We start from the raw sequence: 14,577 nt of genomic DNA, 5'->3' as shown, positions 1-14,577 counted from the left end.
GTCTACGCTCCCGTAAGCAAGCCCTCACTGCGCAAAGGAGCGCCAGTCATGGCCTATGTCATCGGCGTGGACGTGGGCGGCACGTTCACCGACGCCGTGGTCGACGACGACGCCGGGACGGTGCTCGCCGCCAAGTCCCCGTCCACCCCGCCGGACTACTCCCAGGGCGTGCTCGACGTCCTCGGGCTGCTCGCCGAACAGCTCGGCACGACGCTGCCGGAGATGCTGGCGCAGACCCACCACATCGCCCACGGCACCACCTCCTCGCTCAACGCGCTGGTGATGGGCAACGTGCCACCGGTCGGTTTTCTCACCACCAAGGGCCACCGCGACTCGATCTTCATCATGAACGTCGAGGGCCGGTACCTCGGCCGCGCACCGCACGAGCTGCAGCACGTGCTCGGCCAGGACAAGAACCACGCACTGCTGCCGAAACGGCACGCACTGGAGGTCACCGAGCGCATCGACCGCGACGGCACCGTGGTCGTCGCACTGGACGAGCAGCAGGCCCGCACCGCGATCCGCGCGCTGGTCGCCGAAGGTGTGCAGGCCATCGCGGTCTCGCTGCTCTGGTCCTTCCGCAACCCGGTGCACGAACAGCGCCTGCGGGAGCTGATCCGGGAGGAAGCACCGGAGCTGTTCGTGGCGCTCTCCTCGGAGGTGAGCCCGCGCATCCGCGAGTTCGCCCGCAACGCCACCACGATCATGAGCACCCAGGTCGGCCCCGGCCTGCGCGACTACCTCGGCACCCTGGAAACCTCGTTGCGGGACAACGGTTTGCGCGGTCCGCTGCTGGTCATGCAGTCCAACGGCGGAGCGGTCGCGGCCGCCGAGGCCCCGGCCGCCGCAATCAGCACGGTCGGCTCGGTGCTGACCGGCGGCGTGGTCGGTTCGGTGGCGCTCGGCCGCCAGCTCGGCCACCGCAACATCATCTCCACCGACGTCGGCGGGACGACCTTCCTCGCCGGGCTCATCGTCGACGGCGAACCGGTCCGCGACACCACCACGGTGATCAACCATCATCCGATCAACGTGCCCACCCTGCGGGTCGACGCGATCGGTTCCGGCGGCGGCGCGATCGCCTGGCTCGACAGCGGCGGCAACCTCCGCATCGGGCCGCACAGCGCGCAGGCCGTTCCCGGCCCGGCCTGTTACGGCAACGGCGGCACCGAGCCGACCAACACCGACGCCAACCTCGTGCTGGGCATCCTGCCCGAACGTGGCCTGCTCGGCGGGCGCAAACCGCTGTCGCTGGAGCTGGCCCGTCAGGCCATCGACATCCGGATCGCCAAGCCGCTGGGGCTCTCGGTCGAGGAGGCCGCGGCGGCGATCTACACCGTGCAGAACGCGCAAACCGGTGACCTGCTGCGCAAAACCGTCGTGGAAGCCGGGCACGACCCGCGTGGTTTCGTGCTCTACGCCTTCGGCGGCGCGGGCCCGGCGCACTGCGCCGGCTACGCCGCGGAGGTCGGCTGCGACGAGGTGGTGGTCCCGCTCGGCTCGGTGGCCTCGGCGTTCTCCGCGTTCGGGCTCGCCTCGTCGGACATCGCGCTCGCCGCGGAGCTGTCCGACCCGACCGTCGTCCCGTTCGACCCGGTCCGCGCCCAGCAGAACTTCGCGGAGCTGGAACAGCGGGTCCGCGACGGGCTGGCGCGCCAGGGCGTGCAGTTCGAGAAGATCGAAGTGGTGCGCGAAATCGACATGCGCTACACCATGCAGCTGGCCGAGGTCACCGCCCCGGTCGCAGGCGGGGAGCTGGACCGGCAGGCGATCGAGGACGCCGCGACCGCGTTCGAGAAGCGCTACGCCGAACTGTTTGGCGCCGACGCCGGATTCCGCGAAGCGGGAATCCAGGCAATCACGTTCCGGGTGCGCGGCGTCGGAGTCCTGCCGTTCAGCCCGCAGCTGCCCGGCGTGCCGGCGGCCGAAGGCGAACCGGAACCCTTCACCACCCGGCCGGTATGCCTCGACGCGGCGACCGGCTACGCCGACACCCCGATCTACGACTACCGCACCCTGCGGGCGGGTCACGTGCTGACCGGCCCGGCCGTCGTCGAGGTGCCGACCACCACCGTCGTCGTCCCCGGCGGTACCGCCGGCACCGTCGACCACCTGGGCAACCTGACCATCCGGAGGACCGCATGAGCATGCCGATCCCCGGCTCGGAGGTCTTCTCCAGCCGCCCCGTCGACCCGGCCGAGCTCGCCCGCTCGCTGCCCGCTTCGCTGCCGGTGCACAGCGTCACCGACGAGCAGATCGACGCGCTCGACCCGCTCACCTACGAGGTGATCCGGCACCGGCTCTGGTCGGTGACCGACGAGATGGGCGAGGCGCTGAAGCGGATGTCCGGCTCGCCGATCGTCACCGACGCCAACGACTTCGACTTCGCCATCTCCGACGAGCTCGGCCAGGAGGTCCAGGTCGGGCTCTACAACACGATGCTGGTCGGCGCGGTCGACCTGGCGATCTACTGGACGCTGCGGCACCGCGCGAGCAATCCGGGCATCGAGTCCGGCGACATGTTCCTGTGCAACGATCCCTGGGTCGGCGGCGGCCTGCACCAGAACGACGTGATCGTGTACCAGCCGGTGTTCCACGACGGGAAGCTGTTCGCCTGGACCAGCGCCATCGCGCACCAGCCCGACCTCGGCGGCGTCGGCATCGGCTCGTTCTCCCCCGCGGCCGAGGACGTGTTCTCCGAATCGCTGCCGACCCCGCCGATCAAGGTGGTCCGCGGCGGCACCCTGCAGCGCGACGTCGCGGATGCCTGGGTGCGCCGTTCCCGGGTGCCGATGCTGATCGGCCTCGACCTGCGCGCCAAGATCGGCGCGAACAACGTCGGCGCCGAACGGCTGCACGCGCTGATCGAGCACTACGGCGCGGACACCGTCAAGGCCGTGATGAAGCGGATGATGTCCGACGCCGAATCCCGGTTGCGCGGCAAGCTCACCGCGCTGCCGGACGGCAGCTGGAGCGCCACCGGTTACCAGGACCAGTCCCACGAGGGCGACCGGAACCTGCACAAGATCACGGTGACCACGACCAAGAGCGGCGACCACCTCACGTTCGACTTCACCGGTACCGATCCGCAGGCGGGCGTGGTCAACTGCACGTACGCCGGGATGCGCGGCGGGGTGATGCTCGCCCTGCTGCCCATCCTGGCCGGCGACATCCCGTGGTCGGCGGGCGGGCTGATGCGCTGCTTCGATCTCGTCACCGAGGAGGGCACGCTCAACAACGCGACGTTCCCCGCCGCCGTCGGCCGCGGCCCGATCGGGCCGGCGTGGCTGACCGGCAACCTGATCGCCGACTGCCTGTCCCAGATGCTCGACCGCGATCTCGAACTCGGCAAGAACGTGCAGGCGACCTGTTGCGGGACCTGGGACACCGCGGTGATCGCCGGACTGGACGAACGCGGGGAGCAGCCCGCGCCGTTCCTGTCGATCATGATGGAGCCGATGGCGGGCGGGTACGGTGCGCGCCCGCAGGCCGACGGCGTCGACACCGGCGGGCTGTTCTGCATTCCGATGGGGCGGGTCCCGGACGTCGAGATGACCGAGTTCCTCTATCCGGTGCTCACCCTCTGGCGGCGTGAGGTCCCGGATTCCGGTGGACCGGGCCGACACCGCGGCGGGCTCGGCGCCTCGATGGCGATCACCCCGCACGGCACCAGCCTGCCGATGGGGCTGGTGCTGGCGTCGGCGGGCAAGGCCGTCGCGCAGAACAGCGGCCTTTCCGGTGGCCTGCCGGGCAACACCGGGCTCGACGTGGTCGCCAGGGAAAGCCGCGTGAAGGAGCTGCTGGCCGCCGGGACGCTGCCCGGCGAGCTGTCCGAAGTGGACGGAACCATCGAACCGGCGCAGAACTACGCCTCGAGCTACCTGGCGCCGGGCGAGGTGTTCGCCATGACCTGGCAGGGCGGCGGAGGGTACGGTGACCCGCTGGCCCGCGAACCCGAAGCGGTGGCCAGGGACGTGCGCGAGGAGAAGATCACCGCGGACGCCGCCCGTTCGGTCTACGGGGTCGTGGTGCGAGCCGACGCGGTCGATTCCGGCGGGACCGACGCCGAGCGCTCGCGGCAGCGAGAGGCGCGCAAGAGCCGGTCCCGGCTGCTCGGGGAGTCCGGCGGCCGGGCGGATCTCTCGGCGGGCCACCGCATCGACGACAACCTCGTCCAGGCCGGTGACCACATCGCCTGCCGGCACTGCGGCGAAATCCTCGGCGACACCGGAGAAAACCCGCTCGCCCTCGCGGTCTACGACGGCGCGCCGACCGAAGCGGGACCGCAGATCCTGGCCACCGCGAGCGACTACATCGACGCGCCCGTGGTGTTCCGGCAGTACAGCTGCCCGTCCTGCTGGACGGCACTGTGGTCGGGAGTGGTCCCGGCAGACCACCCTGACCTGGCGACCGGACTCGGCCGGCTGACCGTGACCACCGGCTGACCCCCGGCGCTGGAGTGAATCCGTAACGGCCTCCTTCGGGGAACCAGCTTCCCCGAAGGAGGCCGTTACGAACCGGATCAGGCGCCGGTCGCTGTGCGTGTCGCGTCGTCGGCCACGACCACCCGTCGCAGCAACGAGAGCAGGGTTTCCCGCTCGGACTCGGACAGCTCGGCGAGGAAGGCATCCTGTGAACGGCGGGCGATGCCCTTGAACCGCCGCGTCATCGTCTTCCCCGACGCCGTCAGCGTGACCCGCTGACGGCGCCGGTCGGCCGGATCACGCTCCCTGCCCACCAGGTCCCGCCGTTCCAGCTCGTCGAGGTAACCCACGAGATGGCTGCGGTTGAGCCCGAGCCGGTGGGCCAGTTCGTGCTGCGCGAGCGCCCCGAAGTCGGCCAGTCCGGCCAGCACGGCGAAATGCGGCAACCGCAGCTCGTACCCGGCAAGGGCCTCGGCCAGCGTCCGGTGCCCGATGCGGGCGACGTGCCCGGCCAGGTACGAGGGCAGGGCCAGCAGCGTCGGCGGGCGCAGCTCGGGGTGCTCCATACCGGAATCCTATCCTGTGGACGTCTTGATGTCGTCATGTAATCATGTCATAAAGACATCAATTGACCTGCCCAGGACACCGACGAGCAACCTTGAACGAGACCGTGACTGTGCTCGGTGGCGGATACGGCGGCAGTACCGTGGCGAAGGAGCTGGACGACGTGGCCGACGTCGTCCTGGTCGAGCCGCGCGAGGCGTTCGCGCACACCGTGGCCACCTTGCGCGGACTGGTCGATCCGCAGTGGACTCATCGGCTCTTCCTGCCCTACGGCAGGCTGCTCCGGCGGGGCCGGGTGGTCCGCGACCACGCCGTCTCCGCGGACGCCGGGGGCGTCACGCTCGGCTCGGGTGAGCGGATCACGGCCGGCCATCTCGTGCTGGCCACCGGCTCGTCGTACCCGTACCCGGCGAAGATCGACGTTCTCGACACCGCCGATGCGGTGGCGAAACTCCGGGCCACCCGCGACCAGCTCGCCGCGGCCGAGCGGGTACTCCTGCTCGGCGCAGGGCCGGCCGGGCTGGAGCTGGCCGGCGAGATCGTCTCGGCGTGGCCGGGCAAACAGGTCACCATCGTCGACCCGGCCGCGGACATCCTGCTCGGCACCGGGCTCCCGGACGAATTCCGCGACGAAATCCGCCGCCAACTCACCGCACTCGAAGTGACAGTGCTGACCGGCAGCTCGCTCACCGCGGCCCCGCCCACCGAGCCCGGCACCACCGCCGCGTTCACGGTGACCACCGGCGAGGGCGCGACCCTGAGCGCGGACATCTGGTTCCGCTGCCACGGAACCACTCCGGCCACGTCCTACCTCGCCGCGGACCTCGCCTCCGCACGCACCCCGAGCGGGCATCTCGCCGTGACGCCCGAGCTCCACCTCGAAGGCCACCCCCACGTGTTCGCGATCGGCGACATCACCGCCATCGCCGAGCCGAAGATGGCCAAGGCCGCGGAGCTCCACGCCAAAGTCGTGGCCGCGACCATTCGCGCCCGCCTCACCGGTGGCGAGCCGGCCACCTACACGCCAGGACCGCCCGGGATCTCGCTGCCACTGGGCCCGAACGGCGGGGCGTCCTACCGGCACGCGACCGGCATCCTCGGCCCGGAGCAGACCGCGCAGCTCAAGGGGAACCATTTGCGCGTCGAGAACTACCGCACGCTGCTCAACCTCCCTTAGCGGGGCCGATCGAGACAGACCGTCTCGTCCAGTATACAAACTGTCGCCACTCGCGTAGCGTCCTGTCCGGCCGGCGACAGGAGGTACCGCGAGTGGCGCGCCGCAGCGAATCCGAACAGCGGACGGTCGACACCGTCATGCAGATCGCCAAGGCACTGGGGCAGATGTTTCCCTCGTGCGAGGTGGTCGTCCACGATCTGACCACCCCCGCGCGGGCGGTGCTCGCGATCCACAACGCGCAGAGCGGCCGTGCCGTCGGTGATCCGACCACGACCCTCGGCTGGGCCCGCTCCGGCGATCCGGACGTGCCGGAAGTCGTTTCCAGGTACCGAAGCGCCTTCCCGGACGGGCGCACCGCGATCTCCACATCGATCGGCATCCGCGGCGAATCCGGGCGGTACATCGCCGCGCTGTGCCTGAACCTCGACACCTCACTGCTCGAACCGCTGCGATCCCTGATGGACCAGATGCTCAGCTACGAGGACACGCCCCCGGTGCCGGACACGCTGTCGCCGCATTCCCCGGGCGCGCTCGAAGAACGCGCCCAGGAGCTGGCGCTCCAGTTCGGCCGGCAGCCGACCGGGCTCGACGCGCAGGACCGCAAACGCGTGGTGCAAACCCTTTCCGACGAGGGTTTCCTGAGCCAGAAGCGCGCAGTGCCCCGCATCGCCGACGCGCTGGGCGTCGGGCGGGCGACTGTCTACAAGGATCTGGGGCCGGACACATGAGCATCGTCAACGTCAATCCGTCCGACCTGCCACCACCGCGCGGCCATTACGCCCACACCGCCATTGCGCGCGGGCTGGCCTGGATCAGCGGGCAGCTGCCGACGACCGGAAGCGAAGCACCGTTTCGGGAACAGGCCGAATCGGTTCTCGAGCGGCTCGACCATTGCCTTCGCGGGGTCGCCGCGGAACGACGGAATCTCGTTTCGGTACGCGTATTCCTCGCCGAGCCGGCCCACCGGGCGGAATTCGACGAGCTGTTCGCGAGGTGGTGTGGTGAGCACACACCCGCACGCATTGTCGTCCCCACTCCGCCGCTGCGTGACGGCTTGCTGGTGGAAATCGAGGCGGTCGCCACTTCCGGGCTGACCGGCCACGAACCGCTCGGTTCCCTGGACACGCCGGCCGGTGCGGTGCAGCTGCATCGGGCCGGCGCCGCGGACATTCCCGCACTCGTCAGGCTGCTGGCCGACGACGAGCTGGGCGCGAGCCGGGAGAACACCACGGCGCTGGAGCCGTACCTCACCGCGTTCGCGGAGCTGGACGCGGATCCTCGTCAGCTCCTGGTGGCCGCGCGGCACGGGCAGGACCTGGTCGGCACGCTACAACTGTCCATCATCCCCGGCCTGAGCAGGCAGGCGGTCCGGCGCGCGCAGATCGAAGGCGTCCGCGTGTCGAGCACGATGCGGGGCCACGGCCTGGGAACGCTCCTGCTGCGCTGGGCCCTGGACGAGGCGCGTCGCCGCGGCGCGGGACTCGCCCAGCTCACGTCCGATCTGCGGCGCGCCGACGCCATCCGGTTCTACGAATCGCTCGGCATGACCCATTCGCACGCCGGAATGAAAATCGACCTCCGGAACGCGTGATCCGGAATCACCCGCGGAGAACTCGCGAAGAAAGTGATGTCCCATGACGCATGTCGACAGGTTCGCGGCTGAGCAAGAAGGGTACCGGAAATCCCTCGGCCGCCGTCAGGTGCAGATGATCGCCATCGGCGGCACCATCGGCACCGGCCTTTTCCTCGGTTCGGCTTCCCGGCTCGGAAGCACCGGCCCCGCGCTGATCCTCAGTTACGTCGTGGTCGGAATCGTCGCGTTCTTCCTCATGCGCGCCCTGGGTGAGCTGATCCTCCACCGCGCGTCTTCCGGCGCCTTCGTTTCCTACGCCCGCGAATTCTTCGGCGAAAGGGCCGCTTTCGCGACCGGCTGGGTCTACTGGCTGCACTGGACGCTGACCGGTATCGCCGAACCGTCCGCGGTCGCCGTCTACGTGAAGCACTGGTGGGCGGACATGCCGTCCTGGCTCACCGTCGTCATCGCGCTCGCCGTGGTCCTGTCGGTCAACCTGCTGTCCGCACGGGCGTTCGGCGAGTTCGAGTTCTGGGCCTCGGTGCTCAAGGTCGGTGCGATCGTGGTCTTCCTCGTGGTCGGGGTGGTCCTGGTCGCAGGCTCCTTCCGGCTGGGTTCCGGCCCCGGGGCGCACCAGGCCGGCATCGCCAACCTGTGGGAGAACGCGGGCGGATTCTGGCCCAGCGGCGGCGGCTTCCACTGGTACGGGCCGATTCTCGTGATGTCCGGGGTGGTGTTCGCCTATTCCGGGATCGAGCTGCTCGGCGTGGCCGCCGGCGAGACGAAGGATCCGGAACGGGAGGTGCCCAAGGCCATCCGGTCGGTCGTCTTCCGGATCGCGGTCTTCTACTGCGGCACCATCCTGGTGCTGGTCTGTCTCCTTCCCACCGCCGTCTACGGCGAGAAGGTCAACGGCGTCAACGTCTCGCCGTTCGTGGCGGTCTTCACCAGGCTGGGCATCGGCTGGATGGCCGACGTCATCCAGGCGGTGATCATCATCGCGGCGATGTCCGGGCTGAACTCGGGCCTCTACACCACCGGCCGGGTACTGCGCAGCCTCGGCACGAGCCGGGCGGCCCCGCGGCTGACCACGCGGATGAGCGCGTCCGGTGTTCCCCGGGCCGGTATCCTGGCGACCACCGCGGTCTGCCTCCTGGGTGCGCTGCTGAACTTCCTCTTTCCCGGCGAGGCCTTCGAGATCGCGATCGAGGCCTCGTCCATCGGCACCATCCTCATCTGGGCGATGATCTTCGCGGCACAGATCCGCCTGCGGCAGCTCACCGACCGTGGCCTGCTGCCGGTGCGGCCGTTCCGCGCGCCGTTCGCGCCGTGGTCGAGCTACGCCGGACTGGGGTTCCTGGTGTTCGTGATCGCCGGGATGGCGGTCTCGGGGTGGCAGAGTTCCCCGCGGTTCTGGGAGAAGAAGGACTTCATCGTCGTCGTGTTCGGCATCCCGGCGCTGGCGCTGGTACTGGTTCTCGGCTGGTTCGCGGTACGCCGCCGGGTGCTCGGGGACAAACCCGAGCTCCAGTCGATCTGAGAGGTGGAAATGACGGGAATCCACGACCGGTACGGCCTGACCGCCGTGGTCAACGCGCGGGGCACGTTCACCCCGCTCGGAGTGTCGCGCAGCAGTGCCGAAGTCGCCGCGGCGACCGGGGAAGCGCTGTCGGAGTTCTTCGTGCTGGAGGAGCTCAAGGAGCTCGCCGAGCGCACCATCACCGAGGTCACCGGCGCTCCGTCGGGCACCGTCGTGCACTGCGCCTCGGCCGGGATCACGCTGGCGGTGGCGGCCACGATGACCGGGGTTTCGCCATCCCGCATCGCCGCGCTGCCGGACACCACGGGTCTGCCCTCCGGCGTCGTCCTCCCGGCCGGACACGCCGTCGACTACGGGCATCCGATCACCCAGGACATCCTCCTGGCCGGTGCCACCCCGGTGCTCGCCGGCAGGGAAACGGTGTGTTCCCTCGCGGATCTGCGGGAAGCCGTGTCCCCGCCGGACGTGGCGTGCCTGCTGCTGGTGTCCTCCCGGCTGACCCGCGGCGAACCCGTTTCGCTCCCGGCCGCGGTGGCGGTGGCGCACCGGCGTGGGATCCCGGTGATCGTCGACGGCGCGGCACAGGACTTCCGGATCGAGGAGCTGCTCGGTACCGGAGCCGATCTGGTGATCGTGAGCGGGCAGAAGTACCTGGGCTCGCCGACCGCAGGACTGGTGCTCGGGCGCGCCGAGGCGGTCCGCGCGGTCCGTGCCCAGGAGAAGGGGATCGGCCGGGCCATGAAGCCGAGCAAGGAAGCGATCCTCGGCGTGGTCGCCGCGCTGCGGGCGCGGCACGGAATGGACCGGCACAGCTGGGAACGACACCAGCACGACAAGGTCGTCCGCTTCACCGAGCGCGCCGGCACGCTCCGCGGCGTCACGGCCGAACCGGTAGCCGACCCCACCGGGCTGCCGGTCCCCCGGGCGCGCCTCACGATCGACGCGGACTCGGCCGGCCTGAGCGCCACCGGTGTGGCCGAAGCGCTGGCCCAGGGCGCTCCCCCGATCTGGGTCATGACCCAGGGCCAGGAACGGGGAGAGCTGACGTTCGAACTCGTGCCGCTCACCGGTGCCGAGATCGAGCTGATCCTGGACCGGCTGGCCGGTCTGCTTCCGGCCTAGCGAACCGACTCCGGCGAACCCGGCATCGGAGGCATGTGCCCGACGTTTCCGCAGCGGCTCGAGCCACCACGAGCCGCCGTGACCTGCTCTCGGTCGGCCCGCTGCTGGTGGGCGCCGTGCTCGGCCCGATCGACTACTTCGTGGTGAACCTCGCGCTCCCCGACATCCGCGCTGACCTGCGGGCAGGCAGCGGGGAGCTGTCGTTCGTCGTCTCCGCATACGCGGTCGGGCTCATCCCGGGCGGACGTCTGGGGGACCGATTCGGTCGCCGGCGGGTCTTCACACTGGGGTTGGCCGGTTTCGTCGCCGCGTCCGTCCTTTGTGGTCTGTCGACGCACGTGCCGGCTCTCATCGCCGAACGCTTTCTCCAAGGACTGTGCGCGGCGATGCTGTCGCCGCAGGTGCTGGCGACGATCCGTTCGGTGCTGCCCGAACGCCGGCAGACGCCGGTGATCGCCGCCTACGGTTTCGTGTTCGGGCTGGGCGCGATCATCGGGCAGGCGGGCGGCGGGCTGCTGTTGCACGCGGACGTGTTCGGGCTCGGGTGGCGGGCGATTTTCTGGGTGAACGTCCCGATCGGGCTGGTCGCGCTGGCCGGGGCACTGGCCTGGGTCCGGGAGAACTTCGGCGACCGCACCAGCGCGGTCGACCTCGCCGGAGTCGGCGTGCTCTGCGTGCTGCTCGGGCTGGTACTCGTCCCGTTGTCGCTGGGAAGTTCGCTGGGGTGGCCACTGTGGACGTTCGCGGGTCTGGCGACGGCACCGGCACTGGGGTGGTGGTTCGTGCGGTTCCAGCGGCGCCGGCGCACGGTCCGGCCACTGGTGGACATCTCCTTGGTCCGGCGTCCCGTCGTGTGGCGGGGGCTGCTGCTCGCCTTCTGGTTCTACACCGACAGCGTGTTCTTCCTGGGATTCGGCGAATACCTGCAGGACGGTCTCGGGTGGAGCCCGACCGCTGCCGCGTTGCTGTACCTCCCGTTATTCGCGGGCTTCCTCGCCGGCCCGCTCCCGGTGCCGAAGCTGGTGGCGCTGCTTCGCGAGTGGACGGTGCCGATCGGCTTCACGCTGTTGGCCGCGGGCTTCGCGACCCAGGTCGGCGCACTGGCCGACGGGGACCGGCCGGGGGCGGTCCTGGTCACCGGGCTGGTCGTGGCCGGTGCCGGGCACGGGCTGGTCCTGTCCGCACTGACCCGGGTCCTCCTGCTCGGGGTCGAACCTCACCGGTCCGGGCAGATCTCCGCGTTGGTGATCTGCGCGATGCAGATCGGCTCGGCCGCGGGCGTGGCCGGATTCGGCACCGTCGTGTCCGCCACGCTGGGCACCCACCTCGGACCGCACGCGCACAGCACCGCGCTGGCCACCGGCGAGGCGTGCCTGACCGCGGCGTTGCTCGGCTGTGTGCTGCTGGGCTTGTCGCTGGTCCGGGCGATGTCTCCGGATCGGCGGTGATCGGCAGCCTGGGTGTCACACGTCCTGGTACGCCCGCTGTGGCCGCCTAAGCTGGACACGTGATCAGCACTGCACTGGCCGGATTCCTGCGGGTTCGCCGTGCGCAGGTGCGTCCCGACGAACTCGGGCTGCCCTCGGCCGGCAGCCGCCGGGTTCCGGGGTTGCGCCGCGAGGAGGTCGCCGCCGTGGCCGGGATCAACGCGGACTACTACGCCCGGCTGGAACAGGGCCGGGAGCGCAATCCTTCGGTACAGGTCGTCGAAGGGCTGGCCCGTGCGCTGCTCCTCGACGACGAGGCTCGCGCCCACCTGCACCAGATCGCCGGCACCGTGGCACCGGACGCGACGCCGGGCCGGCCGGAAACCGTCCCGCCGGAAGTGCTGACCATGCTCGAACACGGCGTGCACGGGCCCGCCCTGGTCCTCGACTCCCGGCTGGACGTGCTCGCGTCCAATGTGCTCGCCCGCGCCCTGTACTCGCCGCTGGGCAGGCTGGACAACCTGGCGCTGATGACCTTCCTCGTTCCCGCCGCGCGCGAGTTCCACCAGCCGTGGGAACGTGCGGCGCACGCCGCGGTGGTGGGCTTGCGCCGGGCGTGCGTGGCCGACGCGGAGCACGCCCGGCTGACGGAGTTGATGGCGACCCTGACGCACCGCAGCCGGGAGTTCGCCGAGCTGGTGAGCAGCCGGCGGGTGCAAGCCACCGCACTCGGTGGCGCTGACCGGTTCCGCCACCCAGAGGTCGGCGAACTCACCCTGCACCGGCACACCTTCGACCTCCACGACCACCCCGGCCTGCAGCTGGTCGTCCACCTGGCCGAGCCGGGCAGTCCCGGCTCGGAAGCGCTGGCGCTGCTGGGCAGCCTGCACGCCACCGAAGAACGCCGAAGCATCCACCAAGGAGAACTGTGATGTCCGTACCGGAGCGAGACGTGTTCGTTCCCCATGCGTTCCCGGAGAAGCAGATCGACCTCGGCGAGGTCGTGCTCAACTACGCCGAGGCCGGCACGCCGGACAAGCCCGCGCTGCTCCTGCTGCCGGAGCAGACCAGTTCGTGGTGGATCTACGAGTCCGCCATGGGCCTGCTCGCCGAGGACTTCCACGTGTTCGCGGTCGACCTCCGTGGCCAGGGACGCAGCAGCTGGACCCCCAAGCGCTACAGCCTCGACAACTTCGGCAACGACCTGGTGCGGTTCATCGCGCTGGCGATCGGGAAGCCGGTCATCGTGTCGGGCTGCTCCTCCGGTGGGGTGCTGGCGGCCTGGCTGTCGGCGTACGCGATGCCCGGTCAGATCCGCGGCGCGGTCTGCGAGGACCCGCCGCTGTTCTCCTCCGAACTCGCGCCGGCCCACGGGCACGGGATCCGCCAGGGTGCGGGACCGGTCTTCGAGCTGTACCGCGACTACCTCGGCGACCAGTGGTCGGTGGGCAACTGGGCCGGGCTCGCCGCTGCCGCGCAGGCGTCCTCGGACAAGATGCTGAGCATGTTCGACCTGCCCGCGGAGCCGACGCAGAACCTGAAGGAATACGACCCCGAATGGAGCCGCGTGTTCTTCGAGGGCACGGTCGGGGTGAACTGCCCGCACGACCGGATGCTCGCGCAGGTGAAGACCCCGGTGCTGCTCACACACCACGCGCACAGCGTCGACCCGGAGACCGGCGCGAACATCGGTGCGTTGTCGGATCTCCAGGCCACCCAGGCTCAGACGATCATGCGCACGGCCGGCGTCGAGGTGACCTACCAGTCGTTCCCCGACGCGGCGCATGCGATGCACGCCACCGAGCCGGCCCGCTTCGCCGACGCCGTGACGACTTGGGCCGCGAAGCTGCCTCCTGCGCAGGTGTGAGCAGGCACGGTCCTCAGCGCGGCGGCGACGCCAGCTCGGCGAACCGGCGCAGCAGCCGGTCGCTGCTGCGCCGGGAGGGCCACAGCAACCGCAGCGGCACCGTGGGGGCACCCCGCAGCGGCACGTGGGTCACGCCGGCGTGCGTATGGGCCCTGGCCGCGGAAGCCGTGGTGGAGCCGATGCCGCGGCCGGCTGCGACGATGGTCAGCCACTCGTCGTAGCTGCCGCATTCGATCAGCCGGCCGGGCCGGTCTCCGCCGGACCAGTCCGCCGGACTCGTCGCCCCGCTGACAGTGTTGACGACCAGCGGGTGCCGGGCCAGTTCCGTCCACTCCAGTTCGGTGCGGGCGGCGAGCTCCGACCCGGCCGCGACCGCGGCGACGCGGTCCTCCTCGAACAGCAGCGTGCCGGCGATGCCGGCGGCCTGGACGTTTCCGCGCACCAGCGCGGCATCGACCTCGCCGGCGTGCAGGGCGGCCACGATGTCGTCGCGGCGCACCAGCCTCGCCCGCGCGCCTGCCGACGATTCGAACGCGGCGAGCAGGTCACCGATCCACGGATCGGGCAGGGCCCACTGGAACCCGATCCGCAGCCCGGCGTGGCCCCCGGCGGCGGCCAGCGCCGCGTCCAGGTCGGTCAGCAGCACCCGCAGCCGTTCGAGCAGCTCCCCGCCGGCCGGCGTCGGTTCGGCACCACGCGGGGTGCGTTCCAGCAGCCGCGCCCCCACCGCGTCCTCGAGCTGCTGGATCGTGCGGGTCAGCGCCGGCTGGGTGATCCGCAGCTCCCGGCCGGCGGCGGTGAACGTACCGCGGGTCGCGACCGCGACGAACGCGCGCAAGTGCCGTAACTCCACCTCCATGGCCGAAGCCTACCTATGCCGGAG

At 70.6% G+C, this 14,577-nt stretch carries 12 protein-coding genes; 10 read left to right on the top strand and 2 right to left on the bottom strand.

What is annotated here, in order from left to right:
- Positions 1 to 48 precede the first annotated feature (48 nt).
- Entirely contained in the window at positions 49 to 2,145 is a 2,097-nt protein-coding gene (locus tag BJY18_RS30785) for a hydantoinase/oxoprolinase family protein (RefSeq protein ID WP_184783385.1), read from the top strand.
- Positions 2,142 to 4,445 (top strand): hydantoinase B/oxoprolinase family protein, encoded by a 2,304-nt coding sequence (locus tag BJY18_RS30780; RefSeq protein ID WP_184783384.1) that lies wholly within the window; start codon positions 2,142 to 2,144, stop codon positions 4,443 to 4,445. The genes BJY18_RS30785 and BJY18_RS30780 overlap by 4 nt, the downstream gene beginning before the upstream one ends.
- A 77-nt stretch (positions 4,446 to 4,522) precedes the next feature.
- Here the strand turns inward: BJY18_RS30780 and BJY18_RS30775 are convergent, their stop codons facing one another.
- Positions 4,523 to 4,990, bottom strand: a complete 468-nt coding sequence (locus tag BJY18_RS30775; RefSeq protein ID WP_184783383.1) for a MarR family winged helix-turn-helix transcriptional regulator — start codon at positions 4,988 to 4,990, stop codon at positions 4,523 to 4,525.
- A 92-nt stretch (positions 4,991 to 5,082) separates the two neighbouring features.
- On the opposite strand from BJY18_RS30775, the gene BJY18_RS30770 reads away from it, so the two are divergent.
- The 8 genes from BJY18_RS30770 to BJY18_RS30735 all read left to right on the top strand — a co-directional run bounded on the left by BJY18_RS30770 (position 5,083) and on the right by BJY18_RS30735 (position 13,694).
- Positions 5,083 to 6,165, top strand: a complete 1,083-nt coding sequence (locus BJY18_RS30770) for an NAD(P)/FAD-dependent oxidoreductase (protein ID WP_184783382.1) — start codon at positions 5,083 to 5,085, stop codon at positions 6,163 to 6,165.
- Between the two features lie 92 nt (positions 6,166 to 6,257).
- A complete protein-coding gene (locus BJY18_RS30765) occupies positions 6,258 to 6,893 on the top strand; it encodes a helix-turn-helix transcriptional regulator (protein ID WP_221458031.1) in 636 nt (211 codons plus the stop codon).
- Positions 6,890 to 7,756 (top strand): GNAT family N-acetyltransferase, encoded by an 867-nt coding sequence (locus BJY18_RS37845; protein ID WP_184783381.1) that lies wholly within the window; start codon positions 6,890 to 6,892, stop codon positions 7,754 to 7,756. The genes BJY18_RS30765 and BJY18_RS37845 overlap by 4 nt, the downstream gene beginning before the upstream one ends.
- 43 nt (positions 7,757 to 7,799) lie before the next feature.
- The gene (locus tag BJY18_RS30755) at positions 7,800 to 9,278 is read left to right on the top strand and encodes an amino acid permease (protein ID WP_184783380.1); all 1,479 of its coding nucleotides are present in this window, start codon (positions 7,800 to 7,802) and stop codon (positions 9,276 to 9,278) included.
- A 9-nt stretch (positions 9,279 to 9,287) separates the two neighbouring features.
- Entirely contained in the window at positions 9,288 to 10,400 is a 1,113-nt protein-coding gene (locus tag BJY18_RS30750) for an aminotransferase class V-fold PLP-dependent enzyme (protein ID WP_184783379.1), read from the top strand.
- 35 nt (positions 10,401 to 10,435) lie between these two features.
- Positions 10,436 to 11,848, top strand: coding sequence for an MFS transporter (locus BJY18_RS30745; RefSeq protein WP_184783378.1), 1,413 nt, complete (start codon positions 10,436 to 10,438; stop codon positions 11,846 to 11,848).
- A 59-nt stretch (positions 11,849 to 11,907) separates the two neighbouring features.
- Positions 11,908 to 12,759, top strand: coding sequence for a helix-turn-helix transcriptional regulator (locus BJY18_RS30740; protein WP_312874013.1), 852 nt, complete (start codon positions 11,908 to 11,910; stop codon positions 12,757 to 12,759).
- Complete coding sequence (locus BJY18_RS30735; protein ID WP_184783377.1) at positions 12,759 to 13,694, top strand: alpha/beta fold hydrolase; 936 nt, start codon at positions 12,759 to 12,761, stop codon at positions 13,692 to 13,694. The genes BJY18_RS30740 and BJY18_RS30735 overlap by 1 nt, the downstream gene beginning before the upstream one ends.
- Before the next feature lie 13 nt (positions 13,695 to 13,707).
- Here the strand turns inward: BJY18_RS30735 and BJY18_RS30730 are convergent, their stop codons facing one another.
- Positions 13,708 to 14,553: a LysR family transcriptional regulator gene (locus tag BJY18_RS30730; RefSeq protein ID WP_184783376.1), complete on the bottom strand. Its 846-nt coding sequence runs from the start codon at positions 14,551 to 14,553 to the stop codon at positions 13,708 to 13,710.
- Positions 14,554 to 14,577: the final 24 nt, after the last annotated feature.

It is taken from the genome of Amycolatopsis jiangsuensis (assembly GCF_014204865.1).
GTDB classification, from domain to species: Bacteria; Actinomycetota; Actinomycetes; order Mycobacteriales; family Pseudonocardiaceae; genus Amycolatopsis; species Amycolatopsis jiangsuensis.
Note: the sequence above shows the minus strand (reverse complement) of the source record. Positions and strands in the feature narration are given on the sequence as shown.

Bases quoted from the DNA above. Each gene is read 5' to 3' on its own strand.
- BJY18_RS30750 (WP_184783379.1), top strand. From the start codon at position 9,288: ATGACGGGAATCCACGACCGGTACGGCCTGACCGCCGTGGTCAACGCG.
- BJY18_RS30780 (WP_184783384.1), top strand. From the start codon at position 2,142: ATGAGCATGCCGATCCCCGGCTCGGAGGTCTTCTCCAGCCGCCCCGTC.
- BJY18_RS37845 (WP_184783381.1), top strand. From the start codon at position 6,890: ATGAGCATCGTCAACGTCAATCCGTCCGACCTGCCACCACCGCGCGGC.
- BJY18_RS30785 (WP_184783385.1), top strand. From the start codon at position 49: ATGGCCTATGTCATCGGCGTGGACGTGGGCGGCACGTTCACCGACGCC.
- BJY18_RS30775 (WP_184783383.1), bottom strand. From the start codon at position 4,990: ATGGAGCACCCCGAGCTGCGCCCGCCGACGCTGCTGGCCCTGCCCTCG.
- BJY18_RS30730 (WP_184783376.1), bottom strand. From the start codon at position 14,553: ATGGAGGTGGAGTTACGGCACTTGCGCGCGTTCGTCGCGGTCGCGACC.
- BJY18_RS30735 (WP_184783377.1), top strand. From the start codon at position 12,759: ATGTCCGTACCGGAGCGAGACGTGTTCGTTCCCCATGCGTTCCCGGAG.
- BJY18_RS30755 (WP_184783380.1), top strand. From the start codon at position 7,800: ATGACGCATGTCGACAGGTTCGCGGCTGAGCAAGAAGGGTACCGGAAA.